The sequence below is a fragment of the Bacillus sp. SRB3LM genome (assembly GCF_015712745.1).
GTDB lineage: Bacteria > Bacillota > Bacilli > Bacillales > Bacillaceae_G > Bacillus_A > Bacillus_A thuringiensis_K.
In genome coordinates this window covers 123235-146669 of sequence record NZ_VWVQ01000045.1, presented here as the reverse complement: position 1 = coordinate 146669, position 23435 = coordinate 123235, and the positions used below count along the sequence as shown (strand labels likewise).

The following is a 23435-nucleotide window of genomic DNA, read 5'->3' as shown; positions in this document are numbered from 1 at the left end:
TCTGTTACCTTATAGAGATTCTAGTATACTACTTATAGTCCTAATGAAATATATTTAATTTCTAAATATTCCTCGATGCCGAAATGGCCTCCTTCACGGCCGATACCACTTTCTTTAAAGCCACCGAATGGTGCTTGTGCAACTGATGGAAGACCGTCATTTAGACCGATAATACCGTACTCTAACGCTTCACTAATTTGGAATGCTTGGCTAATGTCTTTCGTGAAAATATACGCAGCTAAACCGTATGGTGTATTATTTGCACGTTCGATTACTTCATCAACTGTTTTAAATTTCGCAACTGGTGCCACTGGCCCAAATGTTTCTTCATTCATACAAAGCATCGTATCATTTGCCAACCCAATTACAGTCGGTTGAATGAAATGTCCCTCTAACTCTGCGACCTTTTCACCACCATATAAAACGGTTCCACCTTTTTGAATAGCATCTTCAATATGTTCTTGTACTTTTGAAACTGCATTCTCATCAATAAGTGGTCCGACAGTCGTTCCGTCACCGAAACCGTCTCCTACTTTCAACTGCCCTACTGCCCTTTGGAACTTCTCTACAAATACTTCGTATACTTCTTCTTGAACGAATACTCGGTTTGTACATATACACGTTTGTCCTGCGTTACGGAATTTCGAACCAATCACCGCTTCTACTGCTTTATCTAAATCTGCATCATTCATTACGATAAACGGAGCGTGACCACCTAACTCAAGTGAAACTTTTTTCATCGTTTGCGCCGCACTAGCCATTAACTCTTTCCCAATTTCCGTTGACCCTGTAAAGGACACTTTTCGAACGCGACTATCTTCCATCCATGTATCAGCAATTGCTTTTGCACTACCTGTTACGATATTAATTACACCCTTTGGAATATCCGCTTCATGAGCTAATTCAGCTAATTTTAATGCAGTTAGCGGCGTTTGACTTGCCGGTTTCACAACGGCTGTACAACCTGCTGCAAGCGCTGGGGCTACCTTTCTCGTAATCATAGCAGCTGGGAAGTTCCAAGGTGTAATAGCTGCCATAACGCCAACTGGTTGCTTCATAACTAAAATGCGCTTATTCGGATGAGCAGCAGGAATCATTTCACCATACACACGTTTCCCTTCTTCTGCATACCATTCAACAAAACTATTTGCATAATTTACTTCACCAAGCGCTTCTGCAAACGGCTTTCCTTGTTCCTTCGTCATAATCGCTGCGATCTCTTCTTTATTTTTATCAATAAGCATGAACCACTTTTTTAACTTCGTTGCACGATCTGCTGCCGTTAACTTAGACCACGTTTTAAAAGCTTCATGTGCAGCATCAACAGCTTGCTTTGCCTCTGTTACTCCGCCTTTTGGTACAGTTGCAAATATTTCCTTCGTCGCAGGATTATTTACTTCAATTTGTTCTTGTAGTGTAATCCACTCACCATTTATATACATCGCCTTTCTATCTATACTTACGAAAGTCGCCTTTTTATCCAATGTTTTCTTCCTCCTCTATGAACTTCTTAATTTTCCTAGTAGCAGCAGATTGACTAATTTGCAAAAACTCAGCTACTTTATAACTTGATCCATACGTTTTATACGCTTTAAGAATAATATTTCTCTCTACCTCTTCCAGCATTTTATAAAGGCTTTGCCCCGATTGTTCAACTGCAGCCTCTTGCATAGAGAGTGGCAAATCCTCTACCGTTACAACATCATCGACAGTAATAACAATTCTCTCAATTACATTCTCTATTTCTCTATTGTTTCCTTCCCACGGATATCCAACAAACATTTGTAACGTACTCGGCGCTAGTTTCACATCACGTCCGTATTTTTTATTAAAGTGCTGCAAGTAATGATAAATAAGCGGTAAAATATCTTCTGTCCTTTCCCTAAGCGGGGGAATTGCAATTGGAATGACATTCAAACGATAGTATAAATCTTTCCGAAATGTTCCTTGTTTCACCATCTCACTTAAATCTCTATTTGTTGCTGCCACAATTCGAACATCCACTTTTTTTAATTCTCTTCCGCCTATAGGACGAAATGTTTTTTCTTGCAATACTTGCAAAAGCTTCGCTTGAATTTCAATCGGCATTTCACCGATTTCATCTAAAAAAAGAGTTCCTTTATGCGCGGATTCTAATAGTCCCTTTTTCCCTTCACGATTCGCACCTGTAAAAGATCCACCTGAATATCCAAAAAGCTCTGATTCAATTAAATTAGTTGGCAATGCCGCACAATTAATTTCATAGAAACTTTCATTCTTACGGTGACTCACTTCATGTAAATGGCGTACTAATCGACTTTTCCCAACTCCAGTTTCGCCTAAAACGAGAACAGTACTATCCACTACAGATACTTTTTTAATTGTATCGACTATTTTTTGCATAGCTAGACTTTTAAAAATAAGTCCTTCATGCTCATATGTTTCTCTTAATTCTTTTTTATATGTTTTTAGCTGATTATCCATTTCCTCTACCTTTTGACGTAATTGATAGAGTTCAGTAAGGTCCCGAGAATAACTAATCACTCTTCTTAAATTTCCCTCATCATCAAAAACAGGCCTTGTACGAACGTGTAAATACTCTCCTGATTTTGTAGTTTGAACGAGTTCAATTGGCCTCTTTTTTTCAATCACTTCTAATGTCGCTGATGGATAAAAGATTCCATCCTTTTGTAGTTCTTTTACATGCTTACCCACTAACTCTTCGGCAGCTAGTTGGTAGTGCCTTTCACATGTACTATTTACACGCACAACGATTCCCTGCTCATCTGTAACAAAAATTTCGTCAAACGCATATTCAAATACATCTTTTAAATCCATTAAAACTCGTTCCTTTTCTGCAACCATCCTAGCCACCCCTAACTTCAAATCCATCGATCCACTTCACTACCTTTATTATAAAGTGAATTTTCTGTATTTAATATAGAGTCAGCTAGAATGTTTGCTATTTATCCTTCAGTTTTTAAACACGAGCTATGTTTGTTTGCTCATAACAAGCTTGCAATGATTCTTCAATTATTGTTAAACCTTCTTCAAGTTGCTCATCTGTAATAACTAAAGGCATTAACACACGGATAACATTTCCATATGTTCCTGCTGATAATAACAGTAACCCACGCTTATTTGCTTCTGCACATAGATTAGCCGTTAACGTTTTGTCAGGTGCTTTCGTCTTACGGTCTTGAACGACCTCAAATGCACACATTGCTCCTAACCCACGCACATCACCGATGCAATGATATTTATTTTTCATCTCTTCGAATCGGTTCATTACGACTTTTCCTAATTCTATCGCTCTATCATTTAAATTCTCTTTTTCTATTACATCCAGTACTGCTAATGCTGCCGCACATCCTAATGGACTTCCTGCATACGTTCCACCAAGTTCACCTGGTGCAGATTCATTCATAATTTCTTTACGTCCAATGACACCACTTATCGGTACACCAGCCCCTAATGATTTAGACACTGTAATTAAATCTGGAACGACATCATAGTGATCAATTGCAAAATATTTTCCTGTACGACTAAAGCCTGTTTGTATTTCATCCGCTACAAATAAAATGCCGTTCTCTGAACAAATGCGGCGTACTTCTTGAACAAATTTCTTACTTGGGACGATAAATCCACCTTCCCCTTGAACAGGTTCCATTACAACAGCTGCGATTGTTTCTGGTGCTACTTCCGATATGAAGAAGTTCTTAAACTCTTCAATAATAAAATCATCATACTGCTCTTCCGTTAATCCCTCTGGGCGACGGTATTCGTATGGAAATGGCGCTTTATATACTTCTGGAGCAAAGGGACCAAATCCAAATTTATATGGCTTCACTTTACTTGTCATCGTCATTGTCATTAATGTACGCCCGTGGAAACCTTTAGAAAATGCGATAATACCAGGTCTCTTCGTATATTTACGAGCGATCTTCACCGCGTTCTCAACTGCTTCTGCACCACTATTTAAAAAGAGGACTTGCTTATCGAAACTTCCCGGTGCCAATGCCGCAAGCTTTTCCGCTAATTCAATATATGGCTCATACATCATGACATTAAATCCAGTATGAATGTATTGATCGACTTGTTTATGGAGCGCTTCTTTAACCGTTGGATGACAATGCCCTACGTTAATTGTCCCAATTGCTCCTGCAAAATCAATGTACTGATTACCATCAACATCTGTTACAAGAGCACCATTGGCAGATTGTACAAACGTTGGGATGCCGTTACTTACTCCTTTTGGTACTATATTTTGACGGCGTTCTAATAAAGATGCCGCTTTCGGTCCTGGAATTTGTTCATTTACTTTAGCAAATTTTTTTGTGTTCATTGCGTACCCCATCCTTTTCTTTACATTGTTTTCTCTTTTTATTGCAAAATGTATGCCAACTTTCTTTTCTAGCATTTATCCTATATTCTTTGTATCCAGGCATAAAAAATAAGTCTATAAAGACTCATTAAGAGTCTTTATAGACTTATTTTCCTTACACATTAGACTTTTCTTTCTCCCAGAAAAACTCACCCGATTGAGAAATAAACTCTCCAACAGAATCTAACACTAAATCAGCAAGTGGTTCTAATGTTGGACGGTCTCCCGTACCAGATAGCACCCCAATTGCATAGCAATCGCCATTTTTGGCTAAATGTAAATCAGTTGGCGTATCTCCAACAACCGCAACCTCACATGATTCTAAATTAAATTTCTCACAAAACACTTCTATAATCTTTTTATCTGGTTTTTGCGCAGGGAATGTATCCGAGGCTATAATATAATCAAAAAAGTTCTCCAACTTATATTGTTTTAAAAATAATTCTGTTGGTGGGAAATCATCTGCCGTGACAACCCCTAATATAAATCCTTTATCTTTTAATGCCTGTAACACTTTCGGTAAATCTGCTGTCATTTTCATATGCGAACGATGCTCATACATAAGGGAAAATAACTTCTCACTTACCCAATGGTGCATCTCTTCTTCTCTAGCAGACTCAATATAATTACAAAGCCCCTTCGCTACATCAAGGCTTGTTCCAGCAGCTATTGCACTCCTCGGATTAACAAATGCTCCCTCTACACCAATCTCTTCTAATAAGGTCTGCCCTATTGTACTTGGTAAATGATATAAACTTATACATTCAGCTACAAGTTCTTCAGCTACTTTTATCCATATTGAATGAAAATCCATTAATGTCCCATCTTTATCAAATAATATTGCTTTTACCTTCTCCATAGCATCCTACCTCTCGTTTCTTATCTCCTCCAGTGTATCAATAAAATATGGATGTAAAATAAAAGAATTGTAAAAATACCATAAAAATCAAACTAACTCCCAATTTACAATTCATTTTAACAAAGTAAAAAAGGATGCCTTTACAGGGCATCCTCTTGATGTTCAGGAACAAATAGTTCTAAACAATGATATATATTTTCGAATTCCATCGGTGCATCTCCACCATACTCACCATCTAAATTAATCATTAGTTTATCTGGTGAATGTACTTTAATTCGGTTCGCTTGTGTATATAACACTTTTGGATTATTAATATGTTCACCACGTTGTGCTTGTGTTGCTGCTTTAATTAAATCAGCGATAGAACCTTTTTTCAGTACTAATAGGTCAAATAACCCATCGTTAATAGATGCATACGGTGCTACCTTTTCAAATCCACCTACTGAACGAGTATTCGTAATTAAAAACATCGTAATTTCTTCTTGTAGTAACTTTCCATCATACTCAATTTCAACATATGTCGGATGCAATGATGGTAACATCTCGATACCTTTTAGGTAATAAGCAAGTTGTCCTAATACTGTCTTTAACTTACTCGGTACTTCGTATGTTAATTCTGTAATACGACCGCCACCAGCGATGTTAATAAAATATGTATCGTTCGCTCTACCAAGGTCTAATGGCACTGTTTTTCCTTCGCAAATAATATCTGCTGCCTCTTCAATAGAACGAGGTACACCAATTGCACGTGCAAAGTCATTTGTCGTTCCAACTGGAATAATTCCAAATTTCGGACGGAATTCATGCCCAACTAAACCGTTTACTACTTCATTTAATGTACCGTCGCCACCAGCCGCAATAACAACATCAAACTTACGATCCGCAGCTTGCCTCGCCGCCACAGTAGCGTCTCCAGGACCCGTTGTCGCATGACAAGATGTCTCATAGCCAGCTTGTTCTAATTTTTGTAATACTTCTGGTAAGCTCTTCTTAAATAGCTCACGCCCAGAAGTAGGATTATAAATAATTCTTGCTCGCTTCATCATTTATTAGCACAGGAAATTTCTTTATGTATCGAAAAAGAACATACTGAACTTCTATTCAGTATTCCCATGCCTACCTCCTCTCATCTTGCTATCCTTCTTTTATCCCGCTCAAACAGGCAGTAAGAACCCGATTCGTGTAGTCCATCAAAAGTAAATATTCATTTCAATGGTTTTTTATTTGACTCCAAAATTTATCCCGCTATTTGCGGGCAGTAAATGCCCAATTGGTGAGGGCTAATAATCAGCTTTGGATGAACCTCCTACTGATTAAAGTTTCACTTTATTTCTATCCATTCTTCCATAAAAATTTACATATAACGAATAATAACTATCTATTATTTCATGAGATGAAAAAAACCTCTATGTTTAGATTTATCATTATTCCCACCTTTTTGCAACTATCATACCATAGTTGCTATACAAACATTTTTCCACTTTTGACAGTTAATCAAACGTTTGTTTAAACGATTTTGTCTCATTTAAACAAACGTTTGATTAACCTAGAAAAACACCCATGTACGGGTGTTTTTCTGCTTAATCTTTAAAAGTCACTACTATTATCGCTTATTAATCTCTTCAAGTAAGATTTTGTTAACAAGTGGTGGATTTGCTTGTCCTTTTGTAGCTTTCATAATTTGACCAACTAAGAAGCCAATTGCACGGTCTTTACCGTTTTTAAAGTCTTCGATAGATTGCTCATTATTATCAAGAATTTCTGTTACAACTTTACGAAGTGTACCCTCGTCAGAAATTTGAACAAGACCTTTCGCTTTAACGATTTCTTCTGGGTCTCCACCTTTTTCAATTAATTCGTTAAATACTTTCTTCGCGATTTTAGAAGAAATTGTACCTTTTTCAATTAATTGAACCATTTTAGATAAACCAGCAGGCGTTAATGCAACGTCTTTTAATTCTTTTTGTTGTTTGTTTAAGTATGCAAGTACTTCACCCATTAACCAGTTCGATGTTAATTTCGCATCAGCACCGTCTGCAACAGTTGCTTCAAAGAAATCAGACATCTCTTTCGTTAATGTTAACACGTGTGCATCATAAGCTGGTAAGCCTAATTCTGCAACGTAGCGAGCTTTACGTGCATCTGGAAGTTCTGGAATAGAAGCTCGAACTGCTTCTTTCCACTCATCATCGATGTAAAGTTCAACTAAGTCTGGCTCCGGGAAGTAACGGTAATCGTCAGATCCTTCTTTCACACGCATTAAGATTGTTTTCTTTGTTGCTTCATCATAACGACGTGTTTCTTGTTGGATAATGCCACCAGATAACAGTTCTTTTTCTTGGCGCACTTGCTCATGCTCAAGACCTTTTTGTACGTAAGTGAATGAGTTTAAGTTTTTCAGTTCCGCTTTTGTACCGAACTTCTCTTGTCCAACTGGACGAAGAGAAATGTTCGCATCACAACGTAAGGAACCTTCTTCCATCTTACAATCAGATACACCGGTGTATTGAATGATTGATTTTAACTTCTCTAAGTATGCATATGCTTCTTCTGGCGTACGCATATCTGGCTCAGATACGATCTCGATTAAAGGCATACCTTGACGGTTGTAGTCTACTAATGAACCATCAGCTGTATGCGTTGATTTACCAGCATCTTCTTCTAAATGAAGACGTGTAATACCGATACGTTTCTTTTTACCGTCTACTTCGATTTCAATCCAACCATTTTCACCAATTGGCTTATCAAATTGAGAGATTTGGTAAGCTTTCGGGTTATCTGGATAGAAATAGTTTTTACGGTCAAACTTCGTTTCCGTTGCGATTTCACAGTTTAATGCCATTGCAGCTTTCATTGCAAAGTTAACTGCTTCTTTATTTAAAGTAGGAAGTACCCCTGGGTATCCTAAGTCAATTACACTTGTTTGTGTATTTGGCTCCGCTCCGAATTCTGTTGGACTCGCAGAGAAAATTTTTGAATTTGTTTTTAACTCAACGTGAACCTCTAAACCAATAATTGTTTCTAAATTCATCTATGCTCGCCTCCTTACAGACTTGCTTTTTTTGTATGATAGTCTGTTGCTTGCTCAAACGCATGTGCAACGCGGTAAATTGTCGCTTCATCGAAGTGTTTACCAATGATTTGTAGACCAAGTGGCATGTTGTTAGCACCGAATCCACATGGAACAGAAATCGCTGGAACACCCGCTAAGTTTACTGGGATTGTTAAAATATCATTTGCATACATTGTCATTGGATCGTCAACTTTTTCGCCCACTTTAAATGCCGGAGTTGGCGTTGTTGGTCCAATAATAACATCATAGTTAGCAAATACATTTTCAAAGTCGTTCTTAATTAATGTACGTACTTGTTGTGCTTTTTTGTAATATGCATCATAGTAACCAGAGCTAAGCGCAAATGTACCAAGCATAATACGACGTTTAACTTCATCACCGAAACCTTCACTACGTGTGTTTTTGTAAAGATCTAATAAGTTATTTACATTATCAGAACGAACACCGTAACGCACGCCATCAAAGCGTGAAAGGTTTGCAGATGCTTCAGAAGAAGATAGTAAGTAATACGTTGCTAGAGCGTATTTAGAGTGTGGAAGCGATACTTCCTCCCAAGTTGCGCCCATACCTTCTAATACTTTTAAAGCAGCTAGTACTGACTCACGAGCTTCTTCGCCAACACCTTCGCCTAAGTATTCTTTCGGTACAGCAATGCGTAAACCTTTAACATCGCCTGTTAAACCAGCTAAATAGTTTCCAACTTCAACGTTTGCAGAAGTTGCATCCATGCGGTCAATACCTGAAATAGCTTGTAATAAGTATGCATTGTCTTCTACTGTACGTGTAATCGGTCCGATTTGGTCAAGTGAAGATGCGAATGCTACTAATCCGTAACGAGATACGCGTCCATAAGTTGGTTTTAAACCTACAACACCGCAATATGCAGCTGGCTGACGGATAGAACCACCCGTATCAGAACCTAGAGAGAATAGTACTTCTCCTGCTGCTACAGCTGCTGCAGAACCACCACTAGATCCGCCCGGAACGTAATCTAAGTTCCATGGGTTTTTCGTAGCGTAGAATCCTGAGTTTTCATTTGAAGAACCCATTGCGAACTCGTCCATGTTTAATTTACCGATTGTAATTGTGTCAGCAGCTTTTAGCTTTTGCACAACTGTCGCATCATAAATTGGATCGAAGTTTGCTAACATTTTGCTCGCACAAGTTGTACGAAGACCGTTAGTTACAATGTTATCTTTTACACCAATTGGCATACCGAATAATAAACCATTATCTTCAGCGCCGATTTTTGCATCTAATTCTTTCGCTTTTGCGCGTGCATTTTCTTCATCTAATGTAAGAAAAGCTTTTACGTTATCTTCAACATCCGCAATACGTTTGTAAGATTCTTCTACTAAATCCGTAACGGAAATTTCTTTGTTGTTTAACTTCTTATGTAACTCTGATACTGAATGATCAAATAATGACATCGAAATTCCCCTCCTCTATTCTAATACTGCTGGAACACGGATTTGATTATCTTTGTGATCCGGTGCATTTTTTAATACTTCTTCAACTGGTAAACCTTTTTCTGGTACATCTTCACGCATAACATTTTTCATAGTTAATACATGAGTTGTTGGTTTTACATCTGTTGTATCTAATTCATTTAACTGTTCTGCAAATGTAACAATTGCATCTAGTTGTTTTTGAAATTTTTCTGCTTCTTGATCAGTAATTGCAAGACGTGCTAAATGTGCTACGTGCTTTACATTCTCAACGGAAATTCTTGACACGGCTAGGCCACCTCCATAATATATCGTTCAATCTACAATACTATTGATGATACCAAATTTTCAGTACTTCAAGCAAGTCAACACAGAGTACTTACGCCATTTTTACATAAAAAAAGAAAGGCAAATGCCTTTCTTTACAATTTACTCTTTATCTAACGGTTTATTTTTTGGAAATCTCTCGTTATCTTCTTCATTATCACGAATTGTTTTTTGTAATACAAAACAAGACATCGTTAAAAATAATGTTCCAATTAAATAGTATCCTTTTACACTAAGCGTTTCATCTAGCGTATAAATCCCAATTAGCATACCTGAAAGCGCACAAACAAATGAAGTCCATGCTAAAAATGTGAACGCTTGCGTATTACGTCTTCTCATCGTTCTCCCCCTCGTTAGCTGTATACCCATTATAGATAAGTATATTTACCATGATGGATTTTTATGTAAATTCTAGTTTTATATTTATAAATCTATCATAAAAGAATACTATTTTAAAGAAAGTTTTCTGTCTAATCTGAAAAAATAATTAAAATCATTGACAATTTTTTCTATTATACATAAAATAAAAATAAATATTACGAACCTCGAAATATACGGGAGTGGAATTAATTGTTGCAATATGAACATTTTTTAGACTTACTGCTAGATAACGCCAAGAAACTTTTCTATCCTGAAGAATGGGTAAGCCTAGATTTAACACTTTCTAAAACAGAAGTATTTTGTTTACTTTGGATGGAACGAAATACAGATATTACAATGACGAAAATTGCTGACCTTCTTGATATACCGATGAGTACAACGACGGGCGTTGTAAATCGCCTTGTAAAAAAGGGATATATTGAGCGCTACCGTGATGAAAACGACCGACGTATTGTATTAATTCGGTTAACAGAAAACGGCGTAATGCTCGTTCAAGAAGTAAAACAAAATGCAGCCCACTACTTTAGCTTAGTGACAGAAGCATTGTCAGAAGAAGAAAAAGCATTCTTACTACAAATCTTCCAAAAGATTATGAATCACATTGCTACGTCACAGCAAAAAACAGAAGAAAAAGTTTCTACACCTAAAATGAAAAACATTCCGATTGAATAAAACCCTATCTGGGTTTTTATTCAATCATTTACTTCGATACTCGTAATATTCGATATTCGAAACAAAGGAGATATGAATGATGAGAATTATCTTGTATACAGGTAAAGGCGGCGTAGGAAAAACTAGCATTTCAGCAGCAACAGTAATTCGTAATTACACTCCTTTTCAGCTTATTTTCTTATCCCATTATAATTGGGATTACCTTACTACTCGCTAGCTGCTTTCAGTAATAAAAAAAGACCAGGAAAACTCCTGGTCTATTACTCTACTTAACAAACATTGGATTCTATATTATACAGAATTGGAAGGTACAGAATTATGGTTTGTTTTGTTTGTTAAGTAGATTATATGTTGAACGAACTAACAGCGGAGGGGTTCCTTCTGTTAGTCCATTAAACCCAATGATTATTTTACGATTTTTTCAAGCTCCTCAAGTGAAAGATCTACTGAAATGGAACCATCATTTGTTTCTTTCTTAATTGCATCTGTTACTTCTTTTGAATGGTATAATTCAATTACTTTTTTCAGTGTTGGATCATCTTTATCTTTCGTACGAGCTGCGAAAATATTAATATAAGGCTTCGCATTTTCATTCTTTGGATCTTCTAAGAAAATAGGATCCTTCGCTGGATCTAATCCAGCTTGACCAGCAACACCGTTATTAATAACTGATGCCGCTACATCTTTTAACACACGAGGTGTTTGCTGTGCGATAACCGGTGTAATTTTTAATTTCTTCGGATTTTCAGCAATACCACTTGGATCTCCAAATAGACCAAAGTCTTTTTTAAGCTTTAATAATCCAGCTGCATCAAGAAGTTTTAATGCCCGTGCTTGGTTCGTTGGATCGTTTGGAATTGCAATTTCTGAACCATCTGGGATTTCATTTGCTTTCTTATATTTTTCAGAGTATAAACCCATTGGCGCAATTTGCGTTGTACCAACAGCTGTAATATCTAACTTATGCTCTTTTTTAAATTGCTCTAAGAAAGCAATATGCTGGAATGAGTTTAGTTCAATATCTCCATCAGCTAGCGCCTTATTTGGCGTTGTGTAATCAGAGAACTCAACCAGTTTAATTTTAATTCCTTCTTTTTCAGCTTTCCTCTTCAAAATTTCCCAAGCGTCTCCATCCGTTCCAGTTACACCAACGCGAACTACTTTTTCTTTAGCTCCTGCCCCTATGTCTCCACTTGAACAGCCACTTAACGCTGAAACTCCTACAATCGCTGATAATGCAAATGCTAAAATTTTCTTCATTTTCTTTTACCCTCTTCCTTTTTATGATCTGCGTAAAAAGACTTTCGCAAAGTAGTTTCCTAAATTTTGAGCTACCTGTACAAGAATGATAAGTAAAACGACCGTTACGAACATAACTGATGTATCAAAACGTTGATAACCATATGTCATCGCTAAATCACCAAGACCGCCACCACCGACAAGCCCAGCAACTGCAGAAAATTCAATTAAACCAACTGTCATAAATGTAACCCCTAAGATCAATGGCGCTAACGCTTCTGGCACAAGAATTTCAAAAACAATTCTAATTGGCGAAGCCCCCATTGCTTGAGCTGCTTCAATGACTCCCTTTGGAACAGAAACAAGATTTGTTTCAACCATTCTAGCAATGCCGATTGATGCAACTAACGTCATTGGGAAGATTGCTGCTGCTGTTCCAATCGTCGTTCCGATAACACTTCTTGTTAGTGGGCTTAAAGCTACTAAAAAGATAATGAATGGAACCGGACGAATTGTATTAATAATGATATTAAGAATAGAAAAGACCCATTTATTTTCTAAAAAGTTTCCTTTTCTCGTTACATATAATAGTAAACCTAGGGGTATACCAAGAATTGTAGCGAATATAAGGGTTACAATTACCATTAAGAGGGTATCCCCCGTCGCATCTAGTATGCGCGGCCAAAATATACTCCAATCAACTCGCATGAGCTTCTACCTCCTTCAGCTGCACTTGCAGTCTTAGATGTTGTAATGCTTTTTGAATTTCCCTCTGCTCACCTTGCAACTCTACAAGAAGATTTCCAAATAGCACATTTTGAAGTTCAATAATATTTCCGTACAGTACATTTACATCGACGTTATAGTTTTTTGCGATATATGATAGTACCGGCTGTCCTGTCTCCTCACCAGTAAATGTTAGACGATAAATTTGACCACCATTTTGAATTTTCGCTAGAACACTTTCCGGTAAATGATCATTAATGACAGAACGTACAAAGTTTTGAGTCGTCTTTGTTTTTGGTTGCGTGAAAACATCAAACAGTTTTCCTTCTTCAATAACTTTTCCTTTCTCCATTACAGCTACACGGTGACAAATTTCTTTCACAACATGCATTTCATGTGTAATAAGAAGAATTGTTAAATTGTATTCTCTATTTACTTTCTTTAATAAGTTTAGAATTTCTGTCGTTGTTTCTGGATCTAAGGCTGATGTTGCCTCATCACATATAAGAATATCTGGCGATGTCGCAAGTGCTCTAGCAATGCCCACACGCTGCTTTTGTCCACCTGATAGCTGCTCTGGGTAATAGTTTGCTTTATCTTCTAACCCTACAAACTTCAGCAGTTCATTTACTCTTTCTTTTATCTCATTCTTTGGTACTTTCGCTAACTTTAATGGATAAGCAATATTTCCAAATACTGTTCTTGAATTAAATAAATTAAAACTTTGAAAAATCATTCCAATTCTTTGTCTCAGTTTACGTAATTCTTTCGTGGATAATGATGTAATATCTTTATCATCTATTGAAATCGTTCCTGCCGTCGGTCTCTCTAACATATTTACTAAGCGTAATAACGTACTCTTTCCAGCGCCACTAAAACCAATAATGCCAAAAATTTCGCCTTTCTCAACTGATAATGTTACATCCTCCACCGCATGAACAGATTGCCCAGCTGATTCATACACTTTACTTACATTGTTAAAAGAAATCATTTTTTCCCCTCCTATATGCTGTAAAAACTTGAAGCAGAGCTTTCGAGGTAAAATAAAAAGTGCCCTCCTTCTTATCAACCATAAAGATAAGAAGGAGAGCACTTATATGTACTCGTTCACATCTTCTCATCTTCCAAGCCTTTATATGGCTTGCTGGAGTTAGCACGGTATTAAAAAAACCCGTTGCTGAGGTATCGTAGGGCCAGTCCCTCCACCTCTCTGGATAAGAATGTATCGATTTAATTGTCGTTTAATTAATTCTCATTATAGAACTCAGAATAATAAGAGTCAATACATTTTTTAGAAAAATATTAATTATTCATTTATTAAAATTTTCAGATGAAAATTCATGAGAAAATAGTAACTTTCAAGGTTATTTAAAATTCTTTTTCCTCATATTTTTAAACAGGAGAATCCTCTCTACGAATTGAATAAATTTATTTGAATATGAAACTCGGAGGAAGATAAATATATGAAAACAGCTCTTTTACTCGTCGATATTCAAAACGATTATTTTCCAAATGGAAAGATGGAATTGCGTAATCCAGTAGAAGCAAGCGAATATGCTAATCAGTTATTACAACACTTTAGAACAAACAACGAACCTATTTTTCATATCCAACACGTAGCTATAAAAGATGACGCTACTTTTTTCCTACCTAATACAGAAGGTGTACATATTCACGAAAGCGTACGTCCACTTAGAGAAGAAACAGTTATAGTCAAACATTATCCAAATAGCTTCCGAGAAACTAATCTTCTAGAGCAATTAAAACGTTTAGATATTGAACATGTCGTTGTATGCGGGATGATGACTCATATGTGTATTGATGCTACAGTAAGGGCTGCATTCGATTTTGACTTTCAATGTACCGTTATACATGATGCTTGTGCTACAAAAGACCTTTCTTTTAAGAACGCTACTATACCAGCTGTTTATATTCACAATACAATTTTAGCTAGTTTAAATGGTGTATATGCAAATGTAATAAGCACGAAAGAATTTTTAGCTACATAAAAAAAACACTCCTTTCAGTGAGCAAAACCGAAAGGAGTGTTCCTTGTCGAACCATAGATTTTCTTTCAAATTGTATTATACAGGAAATTCTCAAAATGAATACTAAAAAAAATGACTAATAAGTCAACTTTTCTCATCATTTTATTTCTGTTCACATGTTTATCCCGCTATTAATAGGTTTTAGCTCATTCCTTTCGAACGATAGTAATATATAGGATTTCAATTTTAAAAGGAGCTCTTCACATTCTGTGAAGAGCCCCTCTACTATTTCTTATAAAGTTTCAGAAGTAGTTTTTGCTTGCATGTGAAGTGCTAAGTAATCAGGTCCACCAGCTTTAGAGTCTGTACCAGACATGTTAAAGCCACCGAATGGTTGGTATCCTACGATTGCACCAGTACATCCACGGTTGAAGTATAAGTTACCTACGTGGAAGTCTTCACGTGCTTTTTCAATATGGTCACGGTTGTTAGAGATAACTGCTCCTGTTAAACCGTATTCTGTATTGTTTGCAATTGCAAGTGCATGATCGAAGTCTTTCGCTTTACAGAATGCTACTACTGGTCCGAAGATTTCTTCTTTCATTAAGCGAGCATCTTCTGCAACGTCAGCAACGATTGTTGGTTGGATGAACCAGCCTTTAGAATCGTCTCCTTCGCCACCTGCTAAGATTCTACCTTCTTCTTTACCAATTGCAACATAGCTCATTACTTTATCGAATGCAGCTTGGTCATTAACAGGACCCATGTTTGTACCTAATACTGCTGGGTTAGCAACTGTTAATTCTTTTGTTAATTCAACAGCACGATTTAATACGTGATCGTATACATCTTCATGGATTACTGCACGAGAACATGCAGAACATTTTTGTCCTGAGAATCCGAATGCTGATGCAACGATAGACTTAGCTGCTAATTCAAGATCTGCTTCTTTATCAACAACGATTGTATCTTTACCGCCCATTTCAGCGATAACGCGTTTTAACCAAATTTGTCCTGGGTTTACTTTCGCTGCACGCTCATAGATACGGATACCTACATCACGAGATCCCGTGAAGCTTACGAAACGTGTACGAGGATGATCTACTAAGTAGTCACCAACTTCAGAACCGTTACCTGGAACGAAGTTTACTACGCCAGCTGGTAATCCAGCTTCTTCCAATACTTCCATAAATTTCGCTGCTACTACAGGAGTTGTACTAGCTGGTTTTAGTAATACTGTGTTACCAGAAACTAAAGCAGCTGTTGTCATACCTGCCATAATTGCGAATGGGAAGTTCCAAGGAGAAATGATAACACCTACTCCTAATGGAATGTAAGAGAAACGATTATATTCAATTGGACGGCTTTCTACTGGAATACCGTCTTTTAATTTTAACATTTGACGACCATAATATTCCATAAAGTCGATTGCTTCTGCTGTATCAGCATCTGCCTCATTCCATGGCTTACCTGCTTCTTTTACAAGAATAGCAGAGAATTCATGTTTTCTGCGACGAACGATTGCTGCAGCACGGAATAAAATGTCTGCACGCATTTCTGGCTTTGATTTTCTCCAAGTTTGGAATGTTTCATCCGCTACTTGCATTGCTTTTTCAGCTAACTCACGGCTTGCTTTTGAAACACGACCAACAAGTTCCTCTTTATTTGCAGGGTTTACAGAAACAATTTTGTCTTCTGTAGTGATTTTTTCTCCCCCAATAATTAATGGATAGTCTTGTCCAAGATAAGATTCTACTTTCTTTAAACCTTCTTCAAACGCTAATTTGTTAGCCTCCACTGAAAAATCTGTAAATGGCTCATGTTTGTATGCTACTACCATTCTTTTTAGCCTCCCCTTAGAAAAACGTTTACATTTTACAACATTATTCTACACGATAATTTAGATTTATTCAAATATTCCTAGACTTATATTTTAAAAATTAATAAATTTTTAAAATATAATAAAAAAAGAGATCCATACATGGGTATGAATCTACAAAATATGAGTATATTCCAAAACATTTTTTCCAATCAATAATATGGTAACTAATAAAAATAAAGTCCTCACATATCCAACACCTTTTTGAACCGCAAACTTCGATCCAAAATAAGCACCTAAGATCATTGATAATCCCATGATAATACCGTATTCAAAATGAATTATGTCTAAAAATAAAAAAGTAATTAAAGATACAATATTACTAACAAAATTCAAAAGTTTTCCAGATGCTGCTGCTTGAATAAAATCCAAGCCAATTAATAAAAATGCAAAAATTAAAAACGACCCTGTCCCTGGTCCAAAAAATCCATCATAAAATCCTATCATTAAAATAACAAAGAAAAATATTAATGTTTTTCTTTGCGTCATCTTCTTATAGGTAGACACACTTCCCCAATTCTTTTTTGCAATAATATAAATAGCAATAAATACCAACATTACAAGTACTAATGGGCGTAAAATATCCGATGGAATAAATTTTACTACTAAAGCGCCTGCCACAGCTCCAACAATAGTTAACGGGATTAACTTTCCTACAATTTTAAAATCAACTTTTCCTGATCGAATGAAATACATCGCACTCGTAAATGTCCCCATTGTTGCCGCTAATTTATTCGTTGCAATTGCCGAAGCTGGCGATAGGCCAACAAACATAAGTGCAGGAAGCGAAATTAACCCTCCTCCTCCAACAACGGAATCAATAAAAGCTGCTAAAAAACCGAATGCAATTAATAAAATAATGACTTGAAAACTTAATTCGTCCATGAGCTTTACCCCTTCCCCCTATTTTTTACAACATTTTAAATTATAACAAAATTACATAAGAAAAAAAGCTGTTCCATAGAGGAACAGCCTTCATATTTAATCTAAAATTTTCACAAGTGGTTCATCTTTTTTTGCTTCACGTATAATAATAGCTTCTGGGCGTTCTACAGATTTAATCGTTACTTGTACTTTCATATAATTCGGGAAGTATTCCATAACAAGCCCTGCCACATATTGTGTAAAACCAACTATTTCAGCTTTTCCATTAAACTGGACAGGAATATCAAGCTTCATTTCTCTTAATTCATCATCTCTATACATACCAGTACCAATAACAGCTGTATAGTCTCCTTGGAAATAATCGCTTAGTTTCGCCTTAAAGTTGGATACTCTTGCAAGATCTTCACGTTTATTATCTGTTTTCGCTTGCTCTGATGGGAACAAATAATATTTTTCATTAATTTGTTTCCAATCTTCAACCGTTTCACTACCTTTTTCGACATTTGCATAAGAAACAAAATTACCTGGCACGAGCGAAGACTTTGGAGCTTGGCGATAAATCGCAAATGTTATCGGAATATTTTTTGTTTCAGGTTCTTTTTGATGTATGACTTTCAAAATTTCTTGCGCCATTTTTTTCCCTTCAGCTAACATCTTTTCATCTGGGATTGCAGCTTCACGTGGGTAACCATGCTCTTCGTTAAAATATTGAACAGAATTCATCGCTAATCCAACTACCATACCAACACGTTCCTCGTCGTTATCGCCTTTTTTCACATAATAATCATGCTCTAAAATATTTGAAATATATATTGGATTTTTTTTATTTTTCACTTCTAGTGATTCGGATCCTGTTCCTAAGGCAGGATTTAATCCTATATTAGGAAATTTAACTGCATCTTTTTTTAATTTTTCCTCTAGTTCCTTTTGTTCAGCATCTGTACGTTTTCTTTTAACAAGCATCTGTATAGTTTGAGTATCTAGAGCTTTTCCGCCTTTTAAAAAATTATCTTTCGTACTAAATGATTCTTTTGCAATTCGCATTAATCCTGTTTCAAATTCATCTATATCAAGGCGACTATTTAACCCTTGCACCACTAAACCACGTGCCTTTCCACCATCAAATGGAATAGTCGTCTTATAATATTCATCCGAAATAGCGTATTTTGGAACAACTGATTGTTCTTTTGCTTTCCCCGATTTCCCAGCCACTTTTTCATCTTTGTCGGCACCTGCACTACACCCACTTACAAGTAGGCCAAGGCTTAATACCGCTAATGCTATTTTTTTCATGGTAAGTTTGCACCTCTTACTTATTTAGCTCTTGTAAGAACCTCTCTTCATTCCAAACCTCAACATTATGTTTCTCCGCTTGTGCTAATTTCGAACCAGCTGCTTCACCTGCAACAACCAAATCCGTACTCTTACTAACACTTCCTGTTACTTTTCCACCTAATGCCTCAATCTTCTTCTTCGCTTCACTTCGTCCCATAACTTCTAGCTTACCTGTTAAAACAACCGTTTTTCCTGCGAAGTAAGATTCAACATTTTGTAAATCTGCAATTTTTATACCTTTGTATGTCATATTCACGCCATACTCTTTAAACTGCTGTAATAACTCTAATACATCTTCATTATCAAAATATGTCACAACAGATTGAGCCATTTTTTCGCCAATTTCATTAATTGCTTTTAGTTCTTCTTCCGTTGCTTTTACAAGCTCATCCATCGTTTCAAAGTGCTCTGCAAATGTACGTGCTGCTTTCGCTCCAACGTGGCGAATTCCAAGACCAAATAATAATCGCTCTAACGAGTTTTCTTTAGAATTTTCAATTGCTTGTATTAAGTTTGTTGCTGATTTTTCACCAAAACGTTCTAACTGTAATAATTGCTCTTTCGTCAATGCATATAAATCAGCAAATGTACGAATGTAATCAGCATCAAAGAGTTGTGTAATGACACGTTCTCCAAGTCCATCAATATTCATTGCATTTCTTGAAACGAAATGGATTAACCCTTCTCGAATTTGAGCAGGACAAGTTGGATTTATACAACGAAGTGCTACTTCTTCTTCTAAACGAACAAGTTCACTCTCACATGCTGGACAATGAGTTGGCATGCGGTATTCTTCTTCCTCACCAGTACGCTTATCAAAAATAACGTTCACAACTTCAGGAATAATATCTCCAGCCTTCTTCACAACAACGTAGTCACCAATTCGAATGTCTTTTTCGCGAATTAAATCTTCGTTATGTAAAGAAGCACGACGAACAATCGTACCAGCAACTCTCACTGGCTCTAGTTCTGCAGTCGGTGTTACAACCCCTGTTCGGCCAACACTTAATTCAATGCCTGTTAATCTCGTTACAACTTCTTCAGCCGGAAATTTATAAGCAATCGCCCACCTTGGACTCTTCGCTGTAGTTCCTAGACTTTCTTGAAGAGCAACATCATCTACTTTTATAACGATTCCATCAATCTCATAATCAAGATGCGGACGTTTTTCTTGCCATTCTTCTACATAAGCTATAACTTCTTCAATTGTTTCACATGTACGGCGATTTGGATTTGTCTTAAATCCAAGTTCACCTAAGAAATCCAGCGATTCACTATGTGATGAAATTGTTTTTTCTTCTACATTCGCAAGACCATACACAAACATAGATAAGTTACGCTTCGCTGCAATTTTCGGATCAAGTTGACGTATTGAACCTGCTGCTGCATTACGCGGATTCGCAAATACATCTTCTCCATTTTGCTCTTTTTCTTCATTTAGTTTAACGAATGAACGCTTCGGCATATAAGCTTCGCCTCGTGCTTCTAACGTTACTTCTTCATTTAAACGAAGTGGGATAGCTTTAATCGTTTTTAAATTTTGAGTAATATCTTCACCCGTTACACCATCACCACGTGTTGCCCCTTGAATGAAGCGTCCTTTTTCATAATGAAGCGAAACGGCAAGCCCGTCAATTTTTAATTCACATATATATCTTACATTCGCACCATCAATTCCTTGACGTACTCTTCTGTCGAAATCACGTAAATCTCCTTCGTTAAATGCATTTCCTAAACTTAACATTGGTGACTTATGTGTTACTTTTTCAAATATATCAAGAACAGTTCCCCCAACGCGAACGGAGGGAGAATCTTCACTCATAAACTCTGGGTTCTCTGCTTCTAATTTTATAAGCTCCTGCATATTACGGTCATATTCCGCATCAGAAACAGAAGGATTGTCTAATACGTGATATTGATAGTTAAATGTATTTAACAAATCACGTAATTCTTCTATACGTTTTTTTGCTATCTCTTTTGACATATCCTCATTCCTTTCTATTGTTTCGTCACAGGTGCAAATTTTGCTAACAAACGTTTAACACCAATCGGGCTTGGGAACGCAATATCTAATTCTTTTGCATCACCTTCACCTTTTACACTTACAACTGTACCGATTCCCCATTTTTGGTGGGAAGCTTTATCGCCTACTGCCCAGCCAATTTGCTCACCGCCTGTCGTCTTAGCTGCAGGGCGCGCGAAAGCTGAACGAGAGCGTGTTGTCGTTGTGATTGTCGTTTTGCCGCTACTTGCTGTTCTGCCTTTTGCACCAAACGAATTTTCACGCTTCGGCGCTGTTTCATTTAATGATTCCACTAGTTCTGTCGGGATTTCTGTAATGAAGCGAGACGCAGCGTTCATACTTGTTCTACCAAATAAAGTACGCATTTGCGCATTAGATAAATATAGCTCTTCTTCTGCACGAGTAATACCTACATAAGCAAGACGACGTTCTTCTTGCATTTCATCCTCTTCCATAAGAGAACGAGTATGCGGGAATATCCCTTCCTCTAAGCCAACAATAAAGACAACCGGGAACTCTAATCCTTTCGCTGAGTGCATCGTCATTAAAATAACTTCTTCACCAGCAGTTGGGTCTTCATCTACACGATCAATATCAGCAACAAGTGCTAAATCTGTTAAGAATGCAACAAGGCTCTTATCTTCGCTTTGAGATTCAAATGTTTGCGTAACAGATAAGAACTCGTCTAAGTTTTCTAAACGACCTTCCGCTTCTAAAGAACGTTCATTTTTCAACATATCGCGATAGCCTGTTTTTTCAATAACTTCTTCTACTAATTCTGTAACAGATAAATACTCTTGCATATTTACCCAGTTATTTAATAAATTCGCGAATTCTTTTACTGCCTTTGTAATTTTTGCACTTACTCCAACATGCTCAATCTCATCAAATACAGCAGTTAATGAAATTCCGTTTTGCACACCATAATTAATAATTTTATCAATAGAAGTCGCACCAATACCACGCTTTGGCATGTTAATAATACGTGCAAAACTAATTTCATCATCTGGATTACCGATTAAACGTAAGTACGCCAAAATATCTTTAATCTCTTTACGATCGTAGAACTTCGTACCCCCCACAATTTTGTACGGAATGTTAGATTTAAGGAAAATCTCCTCGACCATACGAGACTGAGCATTCGTACGATATAGCACTGCAAAATCAGTATATTTTCGTTTCCCCATTTGAATATCGTCGCGAATTTTTTTTGCAACAAAATACGCTTCGTCCTTTTCAGTTGCGGCACGATAATACGAGATTTTACTTCCAACTTGATTGTCTGTCCATAATTTCTTCGGCTTACGATTCGTATTTTTTTCAATAACGGCATTCGCTGCATTTAAAATATTTTGTGACGAACGATAGTTTTGTTCTAATAAAATTACTTGTGCATTCTCATAGTCTTTTTCGAATGACAAAATGTTAGAAATATCTGCACCACGCCAGCGATAAATAGACTGGTCAGAGTCACCTACAACGCAAAGATTTTTAAAACGCGCTGCCAAATGTTTAACAAGAAGATATTGTGCTTTGTTCGTATCTTGATACTCATCAACATGAATATATTGGAACTTACGCTGATAAAACTCTAATACTTCTGGAACACGTTCAAATAACTGAATCGTCGTCATAATTAAATCATCAAAGTCTAATGAATTATTTTTCAAAAGACGTTTTTGATACTCTGTGTATACATCGCTCGTTAATTTTTCGTATGGATCAGCCATTGTAATTTTTTTTGCATATTTATCCGCAGATAACAGTTCATTTTTCGCATTACTAATACCCGCTAAAATAGAGCGCGGCTCAAATTTCTTCGGATCAACATTGCGCTCTTTCATAATTTTTTTGACTACAGTTAGCTGATCACCTGAATCTAAGATTGTAAAGTTACGATTAATACCAATACGATCGATATCGCGTCGTAAAATACGTACACACATAGAGTGGAACGTCGAAATCCAAATATCTTCTGCTTCTGGTCCCACAAGTGTATCAATACGCTCACGCATTTCACGAGCTGCTTTATTTGTGAAGGTAATAGCTAGTACATTCCATGGTGCTACACCTTTTTCACCAAGTAAATACGCAATACGATGTGTTAACACACGTGTCTTACCACTACCTGCACCTGCCATTAGTAGAAGTGGTCCATTCGTTGTTTGTACTGCTTTTTGTTGCTGTGGATTTAAACCGTTTAATAACTTATCTGTCATACTCATATACGCCTGCAC

General features: G+C 36.7%; 19 protein-coding genes, 2 pseudogenes and 1 riboswitch. Of the genes and pseudogenes, 4 read left to right on the top strand and 17 right to left on the bottom strand.

The genetic code is table 11. The features are described 5' to 3' along the window. Positions 1-32: 32 nt before the first annotated feature. The 9 genes from gabD to F3I02_RS18390 all read right to left on the bottom strand — a co-directional run bounded on the left by gabD (position 33) and on the right by F3I02_RS18390 (position 10409). Positions 33-1484 carry an NADP-dependent succinate-semialdehyde dehydrogenase gene (gabD, locus tag F3I02_RS18430; protein WP_074593414.1) on the bottom strand — a complete coding sequence of 484 codons (1452 nt, stop codon included), beginning with the start codon at positions 1482-1484 and terminating at the stop codon, positions 33-35. Then, positions 1477-2844 (bottom strand): sigma-54 interaction domain-containing protein, encoded by a 1368-nt coding sequence (locus tag F3I02_RS18425; RefSeq protein WP_000225140.1) that lies wholly within the window; start codon positions 2842-2844, stop codon positions 1477-1479. Before F3I02_RS18425 ends, gabD begins: the two co-directional genes overlap by 8 nt. Before the next feature lie 115 nt (positions 2845-2959). After that, entirely contained in the window at positions 2960-4324 is a 1365-nt protein-coding gene (gabT, locus tag F3I02_RS18420; protein ID WP_002163831.1) for a 4-aminobutyrate--2-oxoglutarate transaminase, read from the bottom strand. 154 nt (positions 4325-4478) lie between these two features. Continuing rightward, positions 4479-5222 (bottom strand): HAD family hydrolase, encoded by a 744-nt coding sequence (locus F3I02_RS18415; protein WP_196478280.1) that lies wholly within the window; start codon positions 5220-5222, stop codon positions 4479-4481. Positions 5223-5362: 140 nt separating this feature from the next. Further along, positions 5363-6268, bottom strand: coding sequence for a diacylglycerol kinase (locus tag F3I02_RS18410; protein WP_000977679.1), 906 nt, complete (start codon positions 6266-6268; stop codon positions 5363-5365). Positions 6269-6825: 557 nt separating this feature from the next. Then, positions 6826-8253 carry an Asp-tRNA(Asn)/Glu-tRNA(Gln) amidotransferase subunit GatB gene (gatB, locus tag F3I02_RS18405; RefSeq protein WP_001047685.1) on the bottom strand — a complete coding sequence of 476 codons (1428 nt, stop codon included), beginning with the start codon at positions 8251-8253 and terminating at the stop codon, positions 6826-6828. 14 nt (positions 8254-8267) lie between these two features. Further along, positions 8268-9725 carry an Asp-tRNA(Asn)/Glu-tRNA(Gln) amidotransferase subunit GatA gene (gatA, locus tag F3I02_RS18400; RefSeq protein WP_000051441.1) on the bottom strand — a complete coding sequence of 486 codons (1458 nt, stop codon included), beginning with the start codon at positions 9723-9725 and terminating at the stop codon, positions 8268-8270. Positions 9726-9740: 15 nt separating this feature from the next. Next, entirely contained in the window at positions 9741-10031 is a 291-nt protein-coding gene (gene gatC, locus F3I02_RS18395; RefSeq protein WP_000086999.1) for an Asp-tRNA(Asn)/Glu-tRNA(Gln) amidotransferase subunit GatC, read from the bottom strand. A 141-nt stretch (positions 10032-10172) separates the two neighbouring features. Continuing rightward, on the bottom strand, positions 10173-10409 hold the full coding sequence (locus F3I02_RS18390; protein ID WP_001254393.1) for a YiaA/YiaB family inner membrane protein: 237 nt from the start codon (positions 10407-10409) through the stop codon (positions 10173-10175). Positions 10410-10640: 231 nt separating this feature from the next. On the opposite strand from F3I02_RS18390, the gene F3I02_RS18385 reads away from it, so the two are divergent. The 3 genes and pseudogenes from F3I02_RS18385 to F3I02_RS34945 form a co-directional block, all read left to right on the top strand. After that, a complete protein-coding gene (locus F3I02_RS18385; RefSeq protein WP_000942482.1) occupies positions 10641-11123 on the top strand; it encodes a MarR family winged helix-turn-helix transcriptional regulator in 483 nt (160 codons plus the stop codon). A gap of 76 nt (positions 11124-11199) precedes the next feature. After that, positions 11200-11277 (top strand): annotated as a pseudogene (locus F3I02_RS18380) (ArsA-related P-loop ATPase); the annotation flags it as partial. Further along, positions 11270-11353: pseudogene (locus tag F3I02_RS34945) on the top strand (HXXEE domain-containing protein); the annotation flags it as partial. The pseudogenes F3I02_RS18380 and F3I02_RS34945, both read left to right, overlap by 8 nt. A gap of 175 nt (positions 11354-11528) precedes the next feature. On the opposite strand, the gene F3I02_RS18375 reads toward F3I02_RS34945, so the two are convergent. Genes F3I02_RS18375 through F3I02_RS18365 form a run of 3 tightly spaced genes read right to left on the bottom strand, consistent with a single transcriptional unit; the run spans position 11529 to position 14079 of the window. Beyond that, on the bottom strand, positions 11529-12383 hold the full coding sequence (locus F3I02_RS18375) for a MetQ/NlpA family ABC transporter substrate-binding protein (protein WP_000721592.1): 855 nt from the start codon (positions 12381-12383) through the stop codon (positions 11529-11531). Positions 12384-12404: 21 nt separating this feature from the next. Beyond that, entirely contained in the window at positions 12405-13070 is a 666-nt protein-coding gene (locus F3I02_RS18370) for a methionine ABC transporter permease (protein ID WP_001261868.1), read from the bottom strand. Continuing rightward, positions 13060-14079, bottom strand: coding sequence for a methionine ABC transporter ATP-binding protein (locus tag F3I02_RS18365; RefSeq protein WP_000622969.1), 1020 nt, complete (start codon positions 14077-14079; stop codon positions 13060-13062). The genes F3I02_RS18370 and F3I02_RS18365 overlap by 11 nt, the downstream gene beginning before the upstream one ends. Before the next feature lie 123 nt (positions 14080-14202). Further along, positions 14203-14309: riboswitch (SAM riboswitch) on the bottom strand. 242 nt (positions 14310-14551) lie between these two features. On the opposite strand from F3I02_RS18365, the gene F3I02_RS18360 reads away from it, so the two are divergent. Continuing rightward, positions 14552-15097 (top strand): cysteine hydrolase family protein, encoded by a 546-nt coding sequence (locus F3I02_RS18360; protein WP_000844905.1) that lies wholly within the window; start codon positions 14552-14554, stop codon positions 15095-15097. A 271-nt stretch (positions 15098-15368) separates the two neighbouring features. On the opposite strand, the gene pruA is transcribed toward F3I02_RS18360, so the two are convergent. The 5 genes from pruA to pcrA all read right to left on the bottom strand — a co-directional run bounded on the left by pruA (position 15369) and on the right by pcrA (position 23423). Beyond that, entirely contained in the window at positions 15369-16916 is a 1548-nt protein-coding gene (gene pruA / locus F3I02_RS18355) for an L-glutamate gamma-semialdehyde dehydrogenase (protein ID WP_000259554.1), read from the bottom strand. A 153-nt stretch (positions 16917-17069) separates the two neighbouring features. Continuing rightward, positions 17070-17840: a TSUP family transporter gene (locus F3I02_RS18350; RefSeq protein WP_000343974.1), complete on the bottom strand. Its 771-nt coding sequence runs from the start codon at positions 17838-17840 to the stop codon at positions 17070-17072. A gap of 96 nt (positions 17841-17936) precedes the next feature. Then, a complete protein-coding gene (locus F3I02_RS18345; RefSeq protein ID WP_000717032.1) occupies positions 17937-19133 on the bottom strand; it encodes a CamS family sex pheromone protein in 1197 nt (398 codons plus the stop codon). Positions 19134-19149: 16 nt separating this feature from the next. Beyond that, the gene (ligA, locus tag F3I02_RS18340) at positions 19150-21159 is read right to left on the bottom strand and encodes an NAD-dependent DNA ligase LigA (RefSeq protein ID WP_000031452.1); all 2010 of its coding nucleotides are present in this window, start codon (positions 21157-21159) and stop codon (positions 19150-19152) included. Positions 21160-21173: 14 nt separating this feature from the next. Further along, positions 21174-23423 carry a DNA helicase PcrA gene (pcrA, locus tag F3I02_RS18335; protein ID WP_033703497.1) on the bottom strand — a complete coding sequence of 750 codons (2250 nt, stop codon included), beginning with the start codon at positions 23421-23423 and terminating at the stop codon, positions 21174-21176. Between the last annotated feature and the right edge of the window lie 12 nt (positions 23424-23435).